The sequence below is a fragment of the Nonomuraea sp. NPDC001699 genome, from assembly GCF_053596455.1.
Genome location: NZ_JBSFGF010000008.1, coordinates 142,414 through 157,077, shown reverse-complemented (window position 1 = coordinate 157,077; position 14,664 = coordinate 142,414). Strand labels below are relative to the sequence as shown.

Genomic DNA, 14,664 nt, shown 5'->3' with positions numbered 1-14,664 from the left:
CCAAGAGGAAGTAGGTACCTCGGAGTGCGTAAGGCACCCGAAGGGGTGTGAGGAGTGGTTTTGATGGCGGCTATGACGGCGGCCCAGCAGAGGGCGCAGGCTAAGGTGCAGTACGACGCGTTCGTGGCGGCATGCCCCAGTCGGCAGTTGCTCGACCGGATCTCAGACAAGTGGGTCACGCTGATCCTGGCCGCGCTCGGCAATGGCAGCCCGCACCAGGCAGGCACCGACTGCGCCGGCGAGCCCCGGGCGATGCGCTACTCGGAGCTGGCCCGCCTCCTGGCCGGGGTCAGCCAGAAGATGCTCACCCAGACGCTGCGCTCCCTGGAGCGCGACGGCCTGGTGACCCGCACCGTGACGCCGACCGTGCCCGTCACGGTCTCCTACGAGCTCACCGATCTCGGCCTGTCGCTGTACGACATGATGCGCGGCCTCAAAAGCTGGGCCGAGACGCACATGGACGACGTGCTCGCCAACCGCGGGACCTACGACGGCCGCGTCGACTGAAATCCCGGGGGCAAGACGTGGCCGGTTGCCCGTTTCAGGCCTTGGCTTGGATCAGGGGCGCTGGCCGGCAGGAACAGTCTGCGCGTAAAGGCCCGGAACTCCAATGGCTCCGGCGAGCCGCCACTCAGTTGATCAGTGGGTGTGGCGGCGGGGCGCCAGGATCTCGGTGACCTTGGCGATGGCCTCAGGGCCGGGTTTGACGTAGCGCATGGCGGTGCGGGGGTTCTTGTGCCGGGTCTTGCCCATGATGAGCTGCAGCGGGACCTCGGCCTCGTCAAGGTGGGTGGCGGCACTGTGGCGCAACTGGTGCAGATCGAGGCCGGCGTGCTTCTCCAGCGGGACGCGGGCGCGGTCGTAGCCCAGGCGGGCGCGGCCGGTGTGCGGGCAGAGATCACCAGCGGCCGGGCGGCGGGCCTGCAAACGACGCTGGGACATCCGCTGGCGGTCCCTGCGACGAGCCACATCCGGGTGCCCGGCCAGCATCCCCCGCACTACGCGCCGCGGGCCCGGGTCGTCCTGGTCGAGCCCGAGCAGGTGGTCGCCGAAGCGGAACGCGCGCAGGAGTCGGGGCGCCAGGTGGGCGTCCTGCTTCCTGCCGCCTTCGCCGACGCCGAGGTGAAAGCGCACGCCGTGGTGGCGGTTCCCGCGTCGATGCCCGCCTACGCGCGCGAGCTGTATGTCTTGCTGCGCGAGCTCGACCAGCGAGGCTGCGACCTCATCATCGCGTCCCCGCCGGCGAGCAGGGGCTGGGAGCCGCGATCGCCAACAGGCTACGCCGGGCCGCAGGACCCCGGCCCACCGGGTGAGCGGCACCCGCGGTGCCCCTGCCCGGCCGGAGTGGCCGGGCAGGCGCCATGGGTGTGCGAAGCCCGTTGTTCGGGGTCACTTCTTGGGCATGAGGACGGTGTCGATGATGTAGACGGAGGCGTTGCGGGTGTGCACGTTGCCGCACACCACGTCGGCGTCGCCGATCTTGTAGTCCTCACCGGATCCTGTCGTGGTGACCTTGCCGCCCTGCAGCGTGGTGAAGGAGCCGCTCTGCATGTCGCCGGGGGTCTTGCGGCCGGGGACGACGTGGTAGGTGAGGATGTCGGTCAAGGCCTTCTTGTCGGCCAGCACCTTGTCCAGCGTCTTCTTGTCGATCTTGGCGAAGGCGTCGTTGGTCGGGGCGAAGACGGTGATGCCGTCGGCGGAGTTGAGCGTGTCGGCCAGGCCGGCCTTCTGCACTGCGGCGACGAGGGTGGACAGGGCGGGGTTGTGGGAGGCGGCGGTGGCGACCGGGTCGTCGGCCATGCCGGTGAAGCTGCCTTCGCCGGAGGTGGGAACGGCGGAGCAGGCCGTGCCGAACGGCGCATCGGCGGCGGGCTCGGTGGCCGAGTCGGTAGCCATCGGGGCGCTGCTGGCGGGGGCCGGGGCGGCGCTGCTGGTGGAGGGGGCCGCGCCGGTGTCGGCGCTGGTGTCGCCGCTGTGGGCGCCGCAGGCGGTCAGGGACACGGCCAAGGCCAGCAGGGGCACAGCGGCGGTCAGGCGCTTTTTCGTGATCATGTGCATGGGTTCCTTACCGAGGTGAGGCGGTGACGGTGAGAGAAGAGGAGGTGGGGGCCAGCAGATGGCCGTGATCATGCTTTGTGCGGGCGCGGCCAGGCCTCGGTGCCGTCGTCGCGATCGGGCCCGCCGGTGCGGCGGGCCGGATGCACGGCTACCTGGTGGGCATGAGGACGGTGTCGATGATGTAGACGGTGGCGTTGCGAGTGGCCACGTCGCCGCAGACGACGCGGGCGTTGTTGACCTTGTAGGCGGTGCCGGAGCCGCGGGCGGTGATCGTGCCGCCCTGCAGCGTCGTGAAGGTGCCACGGCGCAGGTCGGCCGGGGTCTCGCGGCCCTTGACGACGTGGTAGGTGAGGATGGACGTCAGCATCTTCTTGTCGGCCAGGACCTTGGCCAGCGTCTTCTTGGGGATCTTGGCGAACGCCTCGTTGGTGGGGGCGAAGACGGTGATGCCGTCGGCGCCGTTGAGCGTGTCCACCAGACCCGCCTTCTTCACCGCCGTGACCAGCGTGGAGAGCACGGGGTTGTGGGAGGCGGCGGTGGCGACCGGGTCGGCGGCCATGCCGGTGAAGCTGCCCCTGCCGGAAGTGGGCACGGCCGAGCAGGCTGGACCGAAGGGACGCCGGGCGATCATCGGCTGGGCCGCGCCGGTCCAGGACACGCCGCTCGCGGTGGTCCCGGCGTGCCCCGCGGCGGAGGCTGATGCGCCGGTGCCGGTCATCGAGACGGCCAGCGCCAGGATGGGCAGGCCGGCGGCGACATGACGAAGGTTCATGATGGTTCCTCGCTCGTTGTGTGGATGGACTCGTTGAGGGGAGCTCAGGTGACGGTCACCAGGACCGTGTGCCAGCCGGTGGCGCCGTTCGGGATCGGCGGCATGCGTTCGGCGGGCTGGGTGTGACCGGTCGCGTCGGTGGCGCGGACCCGCAGGCGGTGCCGGCCAGGGGTGGCCTGCCAGGTCGTGTGCCATTGCCGCCAGGTGTCGGGCCCGGCGGAGGCGGCCAGGTCGGCCGGGCGCCAGGGGTCGTCGTCGACGCGCACCTCGACGGCGGCGACGCCGCGGTGCTGCGCCCACGCGGTGCCGGCGACGGTGACCGGACCGGCGGGTACCTCGGCGAAGGGCTTGGGCACCTCGATGCGGGAGGCGGTCTTGATCGGCGCGCGTTCGGCCCAGCCGCGCCGGGTCCAGTACGCGCGTTCGTCGGCGAAGCGGGTGAGCTTGAGGTCGGTGACCCATTTGGTGGCCGAGACGTAGCCGTACAGGCCGGGCACGATCATCCGGGCCGGGAAGCCGTGCGCGGGTGGCAGCGGGACGCCGTTCATCGCGATGGCCAGTAGCGCGTCGCGGCCGTCCAGCACCGATTCCAGGGCGGTGGAGGCGGTCCAGCCGTCTGCGGAGCGGGACAGGACCTGGTCGGCCCCGGCCTGGATGCCGGCCTCGCGCAGCAGCGCGGCCAGGTCGACGCCGAGCCAGCGGGCGTTTCCCGCGTACGGGCCGCCGACCTCGTTGGACACGCAGGTCAGGGTGATGTCGCGCTCGGTCAGCGGCCGGGCCAGCAGCTCGGCGAAGGACAGTTCGACCGGGCGGTCGACCAGGCCGTGGACGCGCAGCGTCCATTCCTGGTGCGGTACGCGCGGGACGACCAGCGCGGTGTCGACCCGGTAGAAGGCGTCGTTGGAGGTGGTGAACGGACCGAGCCCCGGCACTCTCAATCCCACGCCCGGCGGGAGCGGCCGGGCCGGATCGGCGGGAGGCGGCAGCACCAGAGCGCGGCCGTCGGCGGACGCCTGCCGTGCCGAAGTGATCGCCCGACCGGCGCCGCCGGTCAGCACAGCCGCCCCGAGCACGACGGCGCCGCGAGTGAGCAACGCCCGCCGATCGGCTGCTGGCACCGGCAGCTGGAGGGGATGGACGTAGCACACCACGTCGCCGAGCGTGATGCGGCTCTCACGCGCGGGGCGGGGCCGGCGGCGGGTGTAGAGCAAGGCGAGGGTGCTGCCCGCCGCCCCCACCACGGCGGGCAGCACGTCGATCGGGCCGGCCTCGGGCCGGGACAGCGCCGCGGCCCCGGCGATCGCCGCGAGCCCTGCCAGGGCTGCGATGGCCAGGCGCGGTCGCCGGGGCGCGGCCGTTCCGATGGCCGCCGACACGGCCACGATCACGGCCGCCAGCGTGAGCAGCAGGACCGGCTTGTCGGCGGTGCCGAAGGTGCGGATGGCGAAGTCCTTCAGCCATGCCGGGCTCGCATCGATGACCGCCGACCCCACCGCGAGCAGCGGACCGGCCTGCGGCCGGCCCACCAACGCGGCGGTCATCTCCGCCACCCCCAGCGCCAGCGCCGCGGCCAGCACACCGAAGACCCCCGACACGCCGGCCCCCGGCATCCGGCCCGAGGACACGGCGGCTGGTGTCGGGGGCGGTGTGGAAGCCGCCCCCTCGTTGGCTTGTTTCTCAGCAGTCACAGCAGGGCTTCGGAGCCACTGCCCAAACGGATGGGTGCCGGTTTCCCCGGTGGCGGGTGCCGGCGGGAAGGTCAGGCGGCGGGCATGTCCACCAGCAGCAACGGCGTACTGGTCGGCTGCCGTGACCCGCCGGCCGGCTCCACCGTCACCCCCACCTGGCCCGCACCGGCGCTGATGGCGCTGAGGACCGGCACTGTGCCGCCGGAGCCGCTGGAGGCCAGCAACCCGGCCGAGGTGATCCGTCCCGGGGCGAGCTGCCACAGCTGATACACCCGGCCCGCAGGCGGCTCGCCCAACCCGGCAGCCCAGAACACCAGCACGCCCTGCGAACGTGACAGCACCACCGTGCCCCGCCCGCCTCGCCTCGCCCCGGTAGCCGGTGCGGTGACCATCCGGGCGTCATCCGCGCTCAGCACCGCGGCGATCTGCTGCTCGGCCCGCCGCGCCTGCGCCAGTTCCTGACGCGCCTGCAGCGTGCTCACGCAGAGCCCGGCCATGACGGCCAAGGCCGCGGCGACGCTCACCGCCGCCAGCCACGGCCGCCACGCGACCCGCCACACCCGCCAGGAAGGCGCTGCGGGCGACAGCGCCGGCGGCAGCTGACGCACCTGCTCGATCTCGGCCAGCACCCGCGCCCGCAGGCCGGAAGGCGGCTCGCCCGCCACCGCTACCCCAAGGCGAGCGGCCGTCTCGGCGAACCCGGTGATCTCCTGCGCACACTCGGCGCACCCGGCCAGATGCCGCTCGAAACGGCGCCGCTCGCCCTCGTCGATGGCGTCCAGCGCATAGGCGCCCGCCAAGGTGTGCGGGTCGAACCCGTCCTCTGCCGCCTTCATCGCTCCACTCCCAGGCAGTCGCGCAGCCGGATCAGCCCATCGCGCATCCGTGTCTTGACCGTCCCCAGCGGCGCCTTGACCAGCTCGGCGACCTCCCGGTAGGAGTAGCCGCCGTAGTAGGCGAAGGTGACCGACTCCCGCTGCAGCTCGGTGAGATTGTCCAGGCAGCGGCGCAACCGCTCGCCCTCCAACCGGCCCACCACCAGCTCGGCCACCTCGTCGAAACAGCGGTGCGGCTCCAGCCGTGCGGCCCGCTCCTCCCGATCGGTGCCCGCCTGCGCCGCCCGCACCCGGTCGACCGCCCGCCGGTGCGCGATGGTCAGCACCCACGCCATCACCGAGCCCCTGGCCGGTTCGTAGCGGGCGGCGCTGCGCCACACCTCCACCAGCACCTCCTGCGCCACCTCCTCGCTGTGCGCGCGATCTCGCAGCACCCGCAGCACCAGCCCGTACACTCGCGGCGCCAGCACGTCATACAGCCGCTCGAACGCCCCGCGGTCACCTCTGCCGACCGCCTGCAGCAATTCCTCCAGTCCGGGCGGACCACTGCCCGGACGGTCTTGGCTCGGCGTCGACCGGTCACGCGCTCCCATACAGCCCCTCCTGCCCCCGACCGGCACAGCACCGGCCACCCAGGTTTCGGAGCCGCCCGCCTACCGGATGGGTCGCCGCTGGTGACGCGGCATCAGCGGCGGCAACCAGCAGGGTTGCCCAGGTGCATCCTCAGAACCACGCGCACACCTGAGACGGCCAGGACTGCGCCTACACCCCATCAGAGATACACGGCCGTCGCGGCCGCAGCCTTACGGTCGCGGACGGCCGCCCGCCGGTTCAACGCCGTCAGCGCACGATGGTGGCCTGCGTTGGCCGGCTCCATCTCGGCAAGCCGGGCGTGCTGGTGAGTGGCCCGCTCATGGGCTTCGGCCGCGCGCAGGAAGGCCTGGCGGTGCTGGTCCCGCCAGGCCGGCCGCGCCGTTTGCTGACCGTCGGCGCCGATGCCGATGCCGATGCCGATGCCGTCCGGGACGGGCACGTCCGCTGCAGATACTCCCCATCAAAGTTCACGGGCAGGACCTCACGACGGGGTCGGCTGGCGCACCCTGACCTTGCCTCTCCCGTCGGGACAGGCATCGATGCGCCATACCCCGCAGTGCTGGTTCTCCCGTCTGAGGGACCTACGAGTTCCTGTTCTGTTCGCTGGTGTTCCAGCAGGGCATGCTGGAGGGCAAGTGATGGCGGCATGGAAGATGAACACTGGTGTCGCGCGAGGCGATGGGTGGGCCATGGGCGTTCTGAGCACGTGGTGGTGCCCATCACCGAAGACTTCGGGATGCTCGGGCAGCGGGTACGGCACTTCGTCACAGCTGCCGGTTTCCCAGGCGCGGCGCTGCGCCCGGACGCGCCCGTCGACGCGCACTCGGCCGCGGGCCGGGTGCGGCTGACGCTCGCCGGGCTCCCGCTGGTCGTCGGGCCGGCCCTGCTCGGGGTGGCGATGGTCCAGGACAGCACGCCGATCATGGTGGCGGGCCGGGGCTCGGTGTTCACCGGCGTGCTCCTTCTCGGTCCGGTGCTCGTTCCCCGCCTGATCCGGATCACCGGCGCGCTGCTCGGCCCCGCCCGACGGCTGGCGACCAGGAACGCCGTGCGCCGGACCGCCGCCACCACCGCCTCCCTGCTGGTCGGCGTCACCGTGACGTCCGCCGTGCTCACCGGAATGGCCACGGCGAGCGCGGCGCTGGAGGAGGAACGCGACAGGCAGCACCCCGTCGACGCCTCCCTCACCTCCGCCGGGGGAACGATCGCCGCCGACCTCCTCGACCGCGTACGGACACCGCCGGTGCCGAACGGGCCATCCCGTGGACGGCGTCCCGGCCCGGCTGGCCGGGCTCGACGGACCGATCCCGCTCGTCACCGCGCCGGACGCGGTGGCAGGCCGTCACGTCAGGCGACGGCGGTCCCCTCAAGCTCGACCATCAGGGTCGGGATCGCCAGGCGGGTCACCCCGAGCATCGTGGTGGCCGGCGCCACCTGGGCCCCGCCCAGCCGCGCGGCCAGCACGCCGTAGTGCTGGAAGAGCAGATCCACGTCGGTGGTGTAGACGTTGAGCCGGACGAGGTCCGCCAGGGACATGCCGGCCTCGCCGAGAACGGCTTCAAGGTTGTCGAGGCTCAGTGCCAGCTGCGCCGCCATGTCACCGTCGTGCAGGGGCTTGCCGTCATCGCCCGTCGCGGTCTGCCCGGAGCAGTACAGGGTCCGGGTGTGCCCGGTGACGAGCTCTCCCTGGTTGAACCCCATCTCCACCGACCACGTTACCGGGTTGATCGCCGTTCGTTCCATTGCCACATCAGCTCCATTCGATGTCACGATTTCTGACGTCATGGTGATCAGCCTCCCAACGAATCACGACATCCTGTGTCGTGTATTTCGGTAGAGTTTTCGAATGCGTGCCGATCGGCTGGTCTCGCTGGTGTTGCTGCTGCGGCAGCACGGCCGTCTGTCCGCGGCCACGCTCTCCCGCGAGCTGGAGGTGTCCACCCGCACCGTGCTGCGCGACATCGAGGCGCTGTCGGCGGCGGGCGTCCCGGTCTACGCCGAGCGCGGCCGGCACGGCGGCTTCGCGTTGTTGCCCGGCTTCCGGACCGAGCTCACCGGGCTGAACCCCGACGAGGCCCTCGCCCTGCTGGTGGCCGGATCGCGGCGCGGCGCGCAGGCGTTCGGCCTCGGCTCGGCGCTCGCGTCGGCGATGCTCAAGGTGGTCGACGCGCTGCCCGAGAGCTACCGGGACACCGCGGCCGGCGCGGCCGAGCGGCTGCTCATCGATCCGGAGACCGACCTGCTGTCACGCCGCCTGTCCGCCGAAGAGGTGCCCGACGCCATCGCGGCCGAGGTCCTGCGCGCGGTGTTCGCCGGACACCGGCTGCGGATCCACTACGCGGCCGCCGACCAGGCCCCGGAGTGGCGCACGGTCGACCCGATCGGCCTGGTCACCATCCGCGACCGGGGCTACCTGCTGGCCACGAGGTCCGGCGCGGACCGCACCTACCGCCTGTCGCGGATCGCGGCCGCCGAGGAGCTGCCCGAACCCGCGCAGCGGCCGGACCGGGTCGACCTGGACCGGGCCTGGCAGGACCGCAGCACCCGGTTCCGCACCGGCGGCGACCAGGTCGCCGTGCTGGTACTGATGAACCCGGCGCGGCGGGAGGAACTGCTGGGCACCGCGCTGGCCGTCCTCGCCGAGGAGACCGACGCGGACGGCCGGCTGCGGCTGGAGGTGACCTTCCAGGACCGAAGACACGCCGTCTGGGCGCTGTGGCAGCTCGGCATGGACGCCGAGGCCCTGGCCCCGCAGTGGTTGCGCACCTCCCTGCGCGACCGCGCCGCCGCGCTCACCGCCCGCTACGAACCCCCGTCCTGAGAACCGGCCGCCGTCACCCGGCCAGGGCCGCGCGGAGGAACTCGAAGATCTCCGTCCGGGCGTCTCCGGCCTGCGGTTCGATCCCCGGCAGGGTGAGGAACGCGTGCCGCGCCCCCGGGTACTCGGTGACCTGCACGGACGCGCCCGCCGACCACAGCCGCTCGGCGTAGCGGCGGCCGTGGTCGGCGACCGCGTCCTGGGTCGGCACCACGAGCAGCGCGGGGGCGAGCCCGCTCAGGTCCTCCGCGTACAACGGCGAGAACGCGCGGGCGTCGGTTCCCGGCGGGACGGCGAGCCGCCGCAGGAACCGCAGCAGCGGCAGGGCGCGGCTCGGGCTGTAGGCGTACTCGGCCACGGACGGGTGGTCGCACATCGTCTCGGTAACCTCGACCACGGGGTTGACCAGCACCTGCGCCTTAAGCCGCAGCCCGGCCTCCCGGGCCCGCAGAGCCGTCAGAGCGCTGATCAGCGCGCCGAAGCTCTCACCGAAGACGGCCGTGCGCGCCGGATCGACGCCCCACTGCTCGGCGTGCTCGATCACGTGCCGGAGTACGTCCCAGCCGTCGTCGGCGGCGTTCGCGATCGGGCTGTCCGGGGCGACGAGGCGGTGCTCGACCGAGACGACGACCGCGGGCAGCCGGGCGGCGAGGTGGCTGTTGGTCCAGTCGCACTGCGCGGCCGTGCCCACGAATCCGCCTCCGTGCACGTGGATCACGAGCGGCAGGGCGGCGGCCTCGCCGTCGTCGTGCGACACCGGCCGGTACACCCGGACCGGCAGGTCGCGGCCCGGCAGCGCGAGGTGCTGCCACTCGATCGCGGCCCCGGGGTCGGGCTCCCCGAGGATCGCCCGCGCCGCGCCGGACGCCCGCCAGCGATTCTCCTCGGTGCGGTAGGTGATCAGCTCTTCGGTCGTCAGCGCCGGGAAGTCCGGCTCCGGCGGCCGTCGCACAGTGGTGGTCTCGCTCATGTCCCCGTCTCTCCTTCTCCGAGCCGGTCTCTCGCCGGCGGGCTCCCATTATGCACGCAGTGCGTGCAACGGCAAGTGCACAGGCTGGTGCTAGTCTGGACGCGGACGAGAGGGGCACGATGACGGGCCGAAGGCGTTGGACGACGGACGAGATCCTGGGCACGGCGGCGGAACTGCTGCGTACGAGCGATGCCGAGTCGTTCAGCGTGCGCAAGCTCGCCGCGGCGCTCGGCACCGACTCCTCCAGCCTCTACCGGCACTTCCGCAACAAGACCGAGCTGCTGCGCGCGGTCGCCGACCGCACCCTCGAAGCCGCGATGGACGGTTACCGCCCCCCGGACGGCTGGAAAGAGCGCCTCACCGCCACGGCGCTGCGCCTGCGGGAGGCGTTCGGGCAGCACCCCCAGGTCGCCGCGATCTGGGGGCGCTACGGGTCCGGCGGCCCCGGTTCCCGGCTGGTCATGGAGGAGGTGCTACAGGCCCTGCGGGCCTCGGGCCTGCCCGATGAGGAGATCCCGGCCCGCTACCACCGGATCGTGATCCTCGTCACCGCGCTGATCGCCTCCGAGGCCGGCGTCGGCGCCCTCCTTCCCGAGGAGTACGAACAGGGCATGGAGCAGTTCCGGGTCGCGGTCCTCGGCGCCGACCCCGACCGCTTCCCGGCGCTGTCCCACTTCGCCCGCGAGATCCGTCCCCTCGGGGTCGACCGTCGCGCCGCGTTCGACGAGATCATCGCCGCCCACCTCGCCCAGATCGAGATCGCGATTCCCTGACGCGCCCTCGCGGGCTCGTGAGGCCGCACGGTCGAACGGCCCCCAGCCGCGCTGAGGGCCGTTCGTCGCGTTCCGGGAGCGGGGGATCAGATGCCGAACGCCGTCGCGTAGCGGATGACGCCGTTCGGGACCGGCCGTTCAGGGTCGAGGGCGAGCGCCATCATGTACTTGTCCTCGACGTCGAAGGTCGGGCGGATGCCGTATCCGGAGGCCCGGGTGAAGCCGAAGCGCGGGTAGTACTCGGCGTGGCCGAGCACGACCACCAGGTTCTCGCCCTGCTCGCGGGCCGCGTGCAGGGCGGCGCGGATGGCCGCGGAACCGGCGCCCCGCCGCTGGTGCTCGGGCTTGACGGCGCACGGGCCCAGGGCGAGGGCGGGTGTGCCGCCGACCGTGCAGCGGGTGAGCAGCGCGTATCCGGCGAGCTCGCCGCCGGGGGACTCGGCCAGCCAGGACAGGCCGGGCAGCCACGCCTCCGGGTCGGCCCGCAGCGCCTCGACGAGGTCGGCCTCGTACGGGGTGGGGAAGGCGGCGAGATTGACGTCGCGGATGGCGGCGACGTCGCCGGAGCTCTCGGATCGGGTGGTCCAGGAAAAGGTCATGGTCGGGATCGTCTCCTCGTCCTTCTGCGGATGCGGGACATGGCCGAAGTGCTGGTGAAGGGTGAATCGTCGCGGAGCCTCGGAACCCGAAGGTGGCGCGCGGGTGAGACGCGGAATCACCCCGCCCTGCGAGCCGGATGGCTCAAGGCCGGGGGAGGAAGTGGGTCAGACCGAGGCCCGGGACGTGAGGTCGGCGCGGGCGCTGCCCATGGCAGCGGTCTTCACCGCGGTCATCGAACCTCACCTCCCTTCCAGCACTGATCCGACACCGGACGAACGGCAGCCTAGCACCCCGCCCGGAGGAGGACCCGCCCCGCGCGGTCGAGGACGGGCGGGGTGGTGCTGGCTGTAGTGCGGAGACACCCACGCGTGGGATCGATCGTGTGCCGGTCGCGCCGACATGCTGAAGGACATCGCAACCACGTCATCAAGGGAGTTTCCGGATGTCTCAGCATCCTGCCGTCACCTTCCGCAGCGCCGCGGTGGTGCTGGCCCTCGCGCTGGGGGCCGCGACCCCGGCCGCCGCCGACGCCGCTCCGCGCAGCCGTCCGGGCGACGCCGTACGGTCGGCGTTGGACGAGCTGGCCGGCGGCGGCGAGTTCGCGGGCGCGCTGGCCGCGGTGAGAGAACCCGGCGGACGCGGCCGGGACTACACCGCCGGGGTCGGCGACCTGGCCACCCGGGCGAAGGTCCCGGTCAACGGCCAGGTACGCATCGCCAGCACCACCAAGACCTTCACCGCCGCGGTCGTCCTGCAATTGGCCGGCGAGGGCAAGGTCGAGCTGGACGCGCCGGTCGAGAGGTACCTGCCGCGGCTGGTACGCGGCAACGGGCACGACGGCCGCCTGATCACGGTCCGGCAGCTGCTCCAGCACACCTCGGGCCTGCCGGACCACAGCAAGGCCATCCCGGGGACGTTCTTCGACAACCGGCACCGCTACTTCGAGCCGAGGGAACTGGTCGACCTGGCGCTGACGCAGCAGCCGCTGTTCCCGCCCGGCAAGGGCTGGAGCTACAGCAACACCGGGTACGTCCTGCTCGGCCTGCTGGTGCAGAAGGTCACGGGCCGGCCGATCGGCGCGGAGATCACCGACCGGATCATCACGCCGCTGGGGCTCGGCGACACCTACTGGCCCAACCCCGGCGAGCAGCGGATCCGGGGCGCCCACCCCAGGGCCTACAAGTCCAGGACCGGCGAGCCGGGCGGCGAGCCGGTGGACGCGTCGGAGATGGACCCGTCGCGGGGATGGGCGGCCGGGCAGCTGGTCAGCACGCCGCGGGACGTCAACCGGTTCCTGGGCGCGCTGCTCGGCGGCCGGCTCCTCAAGCCGGCCATGCTGGAGCAGATGAAGCGGACCGTCCCGGTGCCCGGGGCCCCGCGCGGGTGGGGGTACGGGCTCGGCCTGACGAAGATCTCGCTGAGCTGCGGCGGCCTCGCCTGGGGGCACAGCGGTGACGTCGGCGGATACTCGACCCGCGGCGGCGTCACCGAGGGCGGCCGCTCGGCCACCGTCACCGCGACCGAGAAGTCGCTCACGGCGGAGGGCGACAAGCGGCTCGACCGCTTCCTCGACACCGCCCTCTGCGCCGGGCAACGGCCGGCCGCGGGTCAGGCCCTGAGGTAGGCGAGCACGGCCAGCACCCTGCGGTGGCCGCTGTCGGAGGGCTGCAGGCCGAGCTTGGCGAAGATGTTCCTGATGTGCTTGTTGACCGCGCCCTCGCTGATCACCAGCCGGACGCCGATGTCGGTGTTGGACAACCCCTCGGCCATGAGCGCGAGCACCTCCCGCTCCCGGGCGGTCAACGCGTGGAGCGGGTCACCGGCCCGGCGGCGCACCAGGAGCTGCGCGATCACCTCCGGGTCGATCGCGGTCCCGCCGTCGGCCACCCGGTGCAACGCGTCCAGGAAGGACTGCACCTTGCCGACGCGCTCCTTCAACAGGTAGCCGACGCCCACGCCGCCCTCGCTGAGCAGGGCGGACGCGTAGGTGTCCTCCACGTAGGAGGACAGCACCAGGACGGGCAACCCGGGCCGCGTCCGCCTGGCCTCGATCGCCGCGCGCAGGCCCTCGTCGCGGAAGTCCGGCGGCAGCCGTACGTCCACGATGAGCGCGTCGGGCGTCTCGGCCGAGACGGCGGCGAGCAGGTCGGCGGCGTTGTCGACGGCGTCGAGCACCTCGATGCCCTCGGCGGCCAGCAGCAGCGCCAGCCCCTCGCGCAGCAGCGCGTCGTCCTCGGCGATCACAACCCGCATGGCAACTCCACTGTCAACACGGTCGGCCCGCCGGGCGGGCTGGTCAGGGTGCTCCGGCCGCCGAAGGCGGCGGCCCGGTGGTCGATTCCGGTCAGGCCGCTTCCGGCGCCGCTCCTGGCGCCGCCCACGCCGTCGTCCTCGATCTCGACGATCAGCAGGCCGCCGTCCAGGTGCACGCGTAGCGCCGCCTTGCCGGCACGGCTGTGCCTGGCGACGTTGGTGAGCGCTTCGGCGGCGGTGAAGTACGCGGCCGCCTCGACGGCCGCCGGCAGGCGGGGGAAGCCGGCGACCTCGACGACGCAGGGGACCGGGCTGCGCGCGGCCAGCGCGGCGAGCGCGCCGTCGAGCCCGTGCTCGGTGAGGACGGGCGGGTGGATGGCCCGGATGGCGTCACGCAGGTTGACCAGCGCGTCGGAGGCCGCGTCCTGGGCCCGTACGGCCAGCTGCCGGGTGCTCTCGGGGGCGGCGCCCAGGGCACGTTCGAGCATGCCGAGGTGCATGACGACGGCGACCAGGCGGTTCTGCGTGCCGTCGTGGAGGGTGCGCTCGATGCGCCTGAGCTCCTGCGCGTGGGCTTCGAGCGCCGAGGCCCTGGCCGCGGTCAGCATCGCCACCTGCTGCGCCAGCCGTACCCGGCCGACGGGTTCGAGCAGGCGGCGGCTGAGTCGTTCGGACAGGACGGCGGCGTTCGGCAGGACCAGGCGGGCCACGCCCACGTACGCCGCGGCGACGAACGGGCCCGTCAGGGCCGTCGGCCAGGAGTCGACGGCGTAGCCGAGCACCGACGGCGGGCTGCCCGGCGGGAGCCACCACCACAGCGGCAGGGTGGCCGCGTTGAGCGCCGCCAGCGGCAGGCCCAGCGCCAGGAAGCCGAGCACGCTGCCGGTGAGACCGTGCGCGAGAAGCCAGAGCACCTCCCGCGGCGTGGCGGGGTCGCCCACGGCCGCGCGCACGCGTACCGGTAGCGTCCCCTCAAGCGGCAGATACGGCGGAACCCGGATCCCTAGACGGCGGCGCTGCCACCCGGCCAGCCGCCTGACCAGCCGCGTCACCGGCGGGATCAGGGGCAGGCCGACCCCGGCCAGGCTCAGCAGCGCGACGCAGCCGACCAGCCAGAACAGCGGCAGCGCGAGCAGCGCGGCGCCCGCTCCGGACATCAGGAAGAGCGCCGCGTCCCGCGTGGCCGTCAGGACCTTCATGGCCGACATTCTGCCTGGTGGTGCCCGCAGCGCCGCCCGTCGCCCGGCCCGGCCGTACGAGCAGCCGGTGGCCGATCAGCACCTCTCACACGGAGAACGGCGT

At 72.8% G+C, this 14,664-nt stretch carries 16 protein-coding genes and 1 pseudogene; 5 read left to right on the top strand and 12 right to left on the bottom strand.

Annotation, left to right across the window (positions count from 1 at the left end; all coding sequences use genetic code 11):
- Positions 1 to 63 precede the first annotated feature (63 nt).
- Positions 64 to 507, top strand: a complete 444-nt coding sequence (locus ACWCSU_RS24995; protein WP_449937886.1) for a winged helix-turn-helix transcriptional regulator — start codon at positions 64 to 66, stop codon at positions 505 to 507.
- 132 nt (positions 508 to 639) lie between these two features.
- Here ACWCSU_RS24995 and ACWCSU_RS24990 read toward each other — a convergent pair whose 3' ends face one another.
- Positions 640 to 942 (bottom strand): tyrosine-type recombinase/integrase, encoded by a 303-nt coding sequence (locus ACWCSU_RS24990; protein WP_449938369.1) that lies wholly within the window; start codon positions 940 to 942, stop codon positions 640 to 642.
- Between ACWCSU_RS24990 and ACWCSU_RS24985 the strand changes: the two are divergent.
- A pseudogene (locus ACWCSU_RS24985) lies at positions 832 to 1,182 on the top strand (Sua5 family C-terminal domain-containing protein); the annotation flags it as partial. The gene ACWCSU_RS24990 and the pseudogene ACWCSU_RS24985 overlap by 111 nt on opposite strands.
- A gap of 207 nt (positions 1,183 to 1,389) precedes the next feature.
- On the opposite strand, the gene ACWCSU_RS24980 reads toward ACWCSU_RS24985, so the two are convergent.
- The 7 genes from ACWCSU_RS24980 to ACWCSU_RS24950 form a co-directional block, all read right to left on the bottom strand.
- Positions 1,390 to 2,052 carry a fasciclin domain-containing protein gene (locus tag ACWCSU_RS24980; RefSeq protein ID WP_449937885.1) on the bottom strand — a complete coding sequence of 221 codons (663 nt, stop codon included), beginning with the start codon at positions 2,050 to 2,052 and terminating at the stop codon, positions 1,390 to 1,392.
- Between the two features lie 154 nt (positions 2,053 to 2,206).
- Complete coding sequence (locus ACWCSU_RS24975) at positions 2,207 to 2,830, bottom strand: fasciclin domain-containing protein (protein WP_449937884.1); 624 nt, start codon at positions 2,828 to 2,830, stop codon at positions 2,207 to 2,209.
- A 44-nt stretch (positions 2,831 to 2,874) separates the two neighbouring features.
- On the bottom strand, positions 2,875 to 4,371 hold the full coding sequence (locus tag ACWCSU_RS24970; protein ID WP_449938367.1) for a molybdopterin-dependent oxidoreductase: 1,497 nt from the start codon (positions 4,369 to 4,371) through the stop codon (positions 2,875 to 2,877).
- A 218-nt stretch (positions 4,372 to 4,589) separates the two neighbouring features.
- On the bottom strand, positions 4,590 to 5,354 hold the full coding sequence (locus ACWCSU_RS24965) for an anti-sigma factor (protein ID WP_449937883.1): 765 nt from the start codon (positions 5,352 to 5,354) through the stop codon (positions 4,590 to 4,592).
- Positions 5,351 to 5,947 (bottom strand): ECF RNA polymerase sigma factor SigK, encoded by a 597-nt coding sequence (sigK, locus tag ACWCSU_RS24960; protein WP_449937882.1) that lies wholly within the window; start codon positions 5,945 to 5,947, stop codon positions 5,351 to 5,353. Before sigK ends, ACWCSU_RS24965 begins: the two co-directional genes overlap by 4 nt.
- 179 nt (positions 5,948 to 6,126) lie before the next feature.
- On the bottom strand, positions 6,127 to 6,387 hold the full coding sequence (locus ACWCSU_RS24955; protein ID WP_449937880.1) for a hypothetical protein: 261 nt from the start codon (positions 6,385 to 6,387) through the stop codon (positions 6,127 to 6,129).
- Between the two features lie 908 nt (positions 6,388 to 7,295).
- Positions 7,296 to 7,691: a RidA family protein gene (locus ACWCSU_RS24950; RefSeq protein WP_364091964.1), complete on the bottom strand. Its 396-nt coding sequence runs from the start codon at positions 7,689 to 7,691 to the stop codon at positions 7,296 to 7,298.
- Between the two features lie 103 nt (positions 7,692 to 7,794).
- Between ACWCSU_RS24950 and ACWCSU_RS24945 the strand changes: the two genes are divergently transcribed.
- On the top strand, positions 7,795 to 8,769 hold the full coding sequence (locus ACWCSU_RS24945; protein ID WP_449937878.1) for a helix-turn-helix transcriptional regulator: 975 nt from the start codon (positions 7,795 to 7,797) through the stop codon (positions 8,767 to 8,769).
- A 13-nt stretch (positions 8,770 to 8,782) separates the two neighbouring features.
- Here the strand turns inward: ACWCSU_RS24945 and ACWCSU_RS24940 are convergent, their stop codons facing one another.
- On the bottom strand, positions 8,783 to 9,736 hold the full coding sequence (locus ACWCSU_RS24940) for an alpha/beta hydrolase (protein WP_449937876.1): 954 nt from the start codon (positions 9,734 to 9,736) through the stop codon (positions 8,783 to 8,785).
- Positions 9,737 to 9,855: 119 nt separating this feature from the next.
- On the opposite strand from ACWCSU_RS24940, the gene ACWCSU_RS24935 reads away from it, so the two are divergent.
- The gene (locus ACWCSU_RS24935) at positions 9,856 to 10,509 is read left to right on the top strand and encodes a TetR/AcrR family transcriptional regulator (RefSeq protein ID WP_449937875.1); all 654 of its coding nucleotides are present in this window, start codon (positions 9,856 to 9,858) and stop codon (positions 10,507 to 10,509) included.
- A gap of 86 nt (positions 10,510 to 10,595) precedes the next feature.
- Here the strand turns inward: ACWCSU_RS24935 and ACWCSU_RS24930 are convergent, their stop codons facing one another.
- Positions 10,596 to 11,108 (bottom strand): GNAT family N-acetyltransferase, encoded by a 513-nt coding sequence (locus ACWCSU_RS24930; protein WP_449937873.1) that lies wholly within the window; start codon positions 11,106 to 11,108, stop codon positions 10,596 to 10,598.
- Between the two features lie 443 nt (positions 11,109 to 11,551).
- Here ACWCSU_RS24930 and ACWCSU_RS24925 point away from each other — a divergent pair, with 443 nt between their 5' ends.
- Positions 11,552 to 12,733 (top strand): serine hydrolase domain-containing protein, encoded by a 1,182-nt coding sequence (locus tag ACWCSU_RS24925; RefSeq protein WP_449937871.1) that lies wholly within the window; start codon positions 11,552 to 11,554, stop codon positions 12,731 to 12,733.
- Here ACWCSU_RS24925 and ACWCSU_RS24920 read toward each other — a convergent pair.
- Together ACWCSU_RS24920 and ACWCSU_RS24915 are read right to left on the bottom strand one after the other, a co-directional pair.
- On the bottom strand, positions 12,718 to 13,362 hold the full coding sequence (locus tag ACWCSU_RS24920; protein ID WP_397041847.1) for a LuxR C-terminal-related transcriptional regulator: 645 nt from the start codon (positions 13,360 to 13,362) through the stop codon (positions 12,718 to 12,720). The two genes, ACWCSU_RS24925 and ACWCSU_RS24920, sit on opposite strands and share 16 nt — an antisense overlap.
- Complete coding sequence (locus tag ACWCSU_RS24915) at positions 13,350 to 14,561, bottom strand: sensor histidine kinase (RefSeq protein ID WP_357709255.1); 1,212 nt, start codon at positions 14,559 to 14,561, stop codon at positions 13,350 to 13,352. The genes ACWCSU_RS24920 and ACWCSU_RS24915 overlap by 13 nt, the downstream gene beginning before the upstream one ends.
- Positions 14,562 to 14,664 lie beyond the last annotated feature (103 nt).

Excerpts from the sequence above, each read along its gene's own strand:
- ACWCSU_RS24935 (WP_449937875.1), top strand. The coding sequence starts at position 9,856 with ATGACGGGCCGAAGGCGTTGGACGACGGACGAGATCCTGGGCACGGCG.
- ACWCSU_RS24930 (WP_449937873.1), bottom strand. The coding sequence starts at position 11,108 with ATGACCTTTTCCTGGACCACCCGATCCGAGAGCTCCGGCGACGTCGCC.
- ACWCSU_RS24970 (WP_449938367.1), bottom strand. The coding sequence starts at position 4,371 with ATGACCGCCGCGTTGGTGGGCCGGCCGCAGGCCGGTCCGCTGCTCGCG.
- ACWCSU_RS24920 (WP_397041847.1), bottom strand. The coding sequence starts at position 13,362 with ATGCGGGTTGTGATCGCCGAGGACGACGCGCTGCTGCGCGAGGGGCTG.
- ACWCSU_RS24980 (WP_449937885.1), bottom strand. The coding sequence starts at position 2,052 with ATGATCACGAAAAAGCGCCTGACCGCCGCTGTGCCCCTGCTGGCCTTG.
- ACWCSU_RS24990 (WP_449938369.1), bottom strand. The coding sequence starts at position 942 with ATGTCCCAGCGTCGTTTGCAGGCCCGCCGCCCGGCCGCTGGTGATCTC.
- ACWCSU_RS24965 (WP_449937883.1), bottom strand. The coding sequence starts at position 5,354 with ATGAAGGCGGCAGAGGACGGGTTCGACCCGCACACCTTGGCGGGCGCC.
- ACWCSU_RS24975 (WP_449937884.1), bottom strand. The coding sequence starts at position 2,830 with ATGAACCTTCGTCATGTCGCCGCCGGCCTGCCCATCCTGGCGCTGGCC.
- ACWCSU_RS24995 (WP_449937886.1), top strand. The coding sequence starts at position 64 with ATGGCGGCTATGACGGCGGCCCAGCAGAGGGCGCAGGCTAAGGTGCAG.
- ACWCSU_RS24945 (WP_449937878.1), top strand. The coding sequence starts at position 7,795 with ATGCGTGCCGATCGGCTGGTCTCGCTGGTGTTGCTGCTGCGGCAGCAC.
- sigK (WP_449937882.1), bottom strand. The coding sequence starts at position 5,947 with ATGGGAGCGCGTGACCGGTCGACGCCGAGCCAAGACCGTCCGGGCAGT.
- ACWCSU_RS24950 (WP_364091964.1), bottom strand. The coding sequence starts at position 7,691 with ATGGAACGAACGGCGATCAACCCGGTAACGTGGTCGGTGGAGATGGGG.
- ACWCSU_RS24915 (WP_357709255.1), bottom strand. The coding sequence starts at position 14,561 with ATGAAGGTCCTGACGGCCACGCGGGACGCGGCGCTCTTCCTGATGTCC.
- ACWCSU_RS24925 (WP_449937871.1), top strand. The coding sequence starts at position 11,552 with ATGTCTCAGCATCCTGCCGTCACCTTCCGCAGCGCCGCGGTGGTGCTG.
- ACWCSU_RS24940 (WP_449937876.1), bottom strand. The coding sequence starts at position 9,736 with ATGAGCGAGACCACCACTGTGCGACGGCCGCCGGAGCCGGACTTCCCG.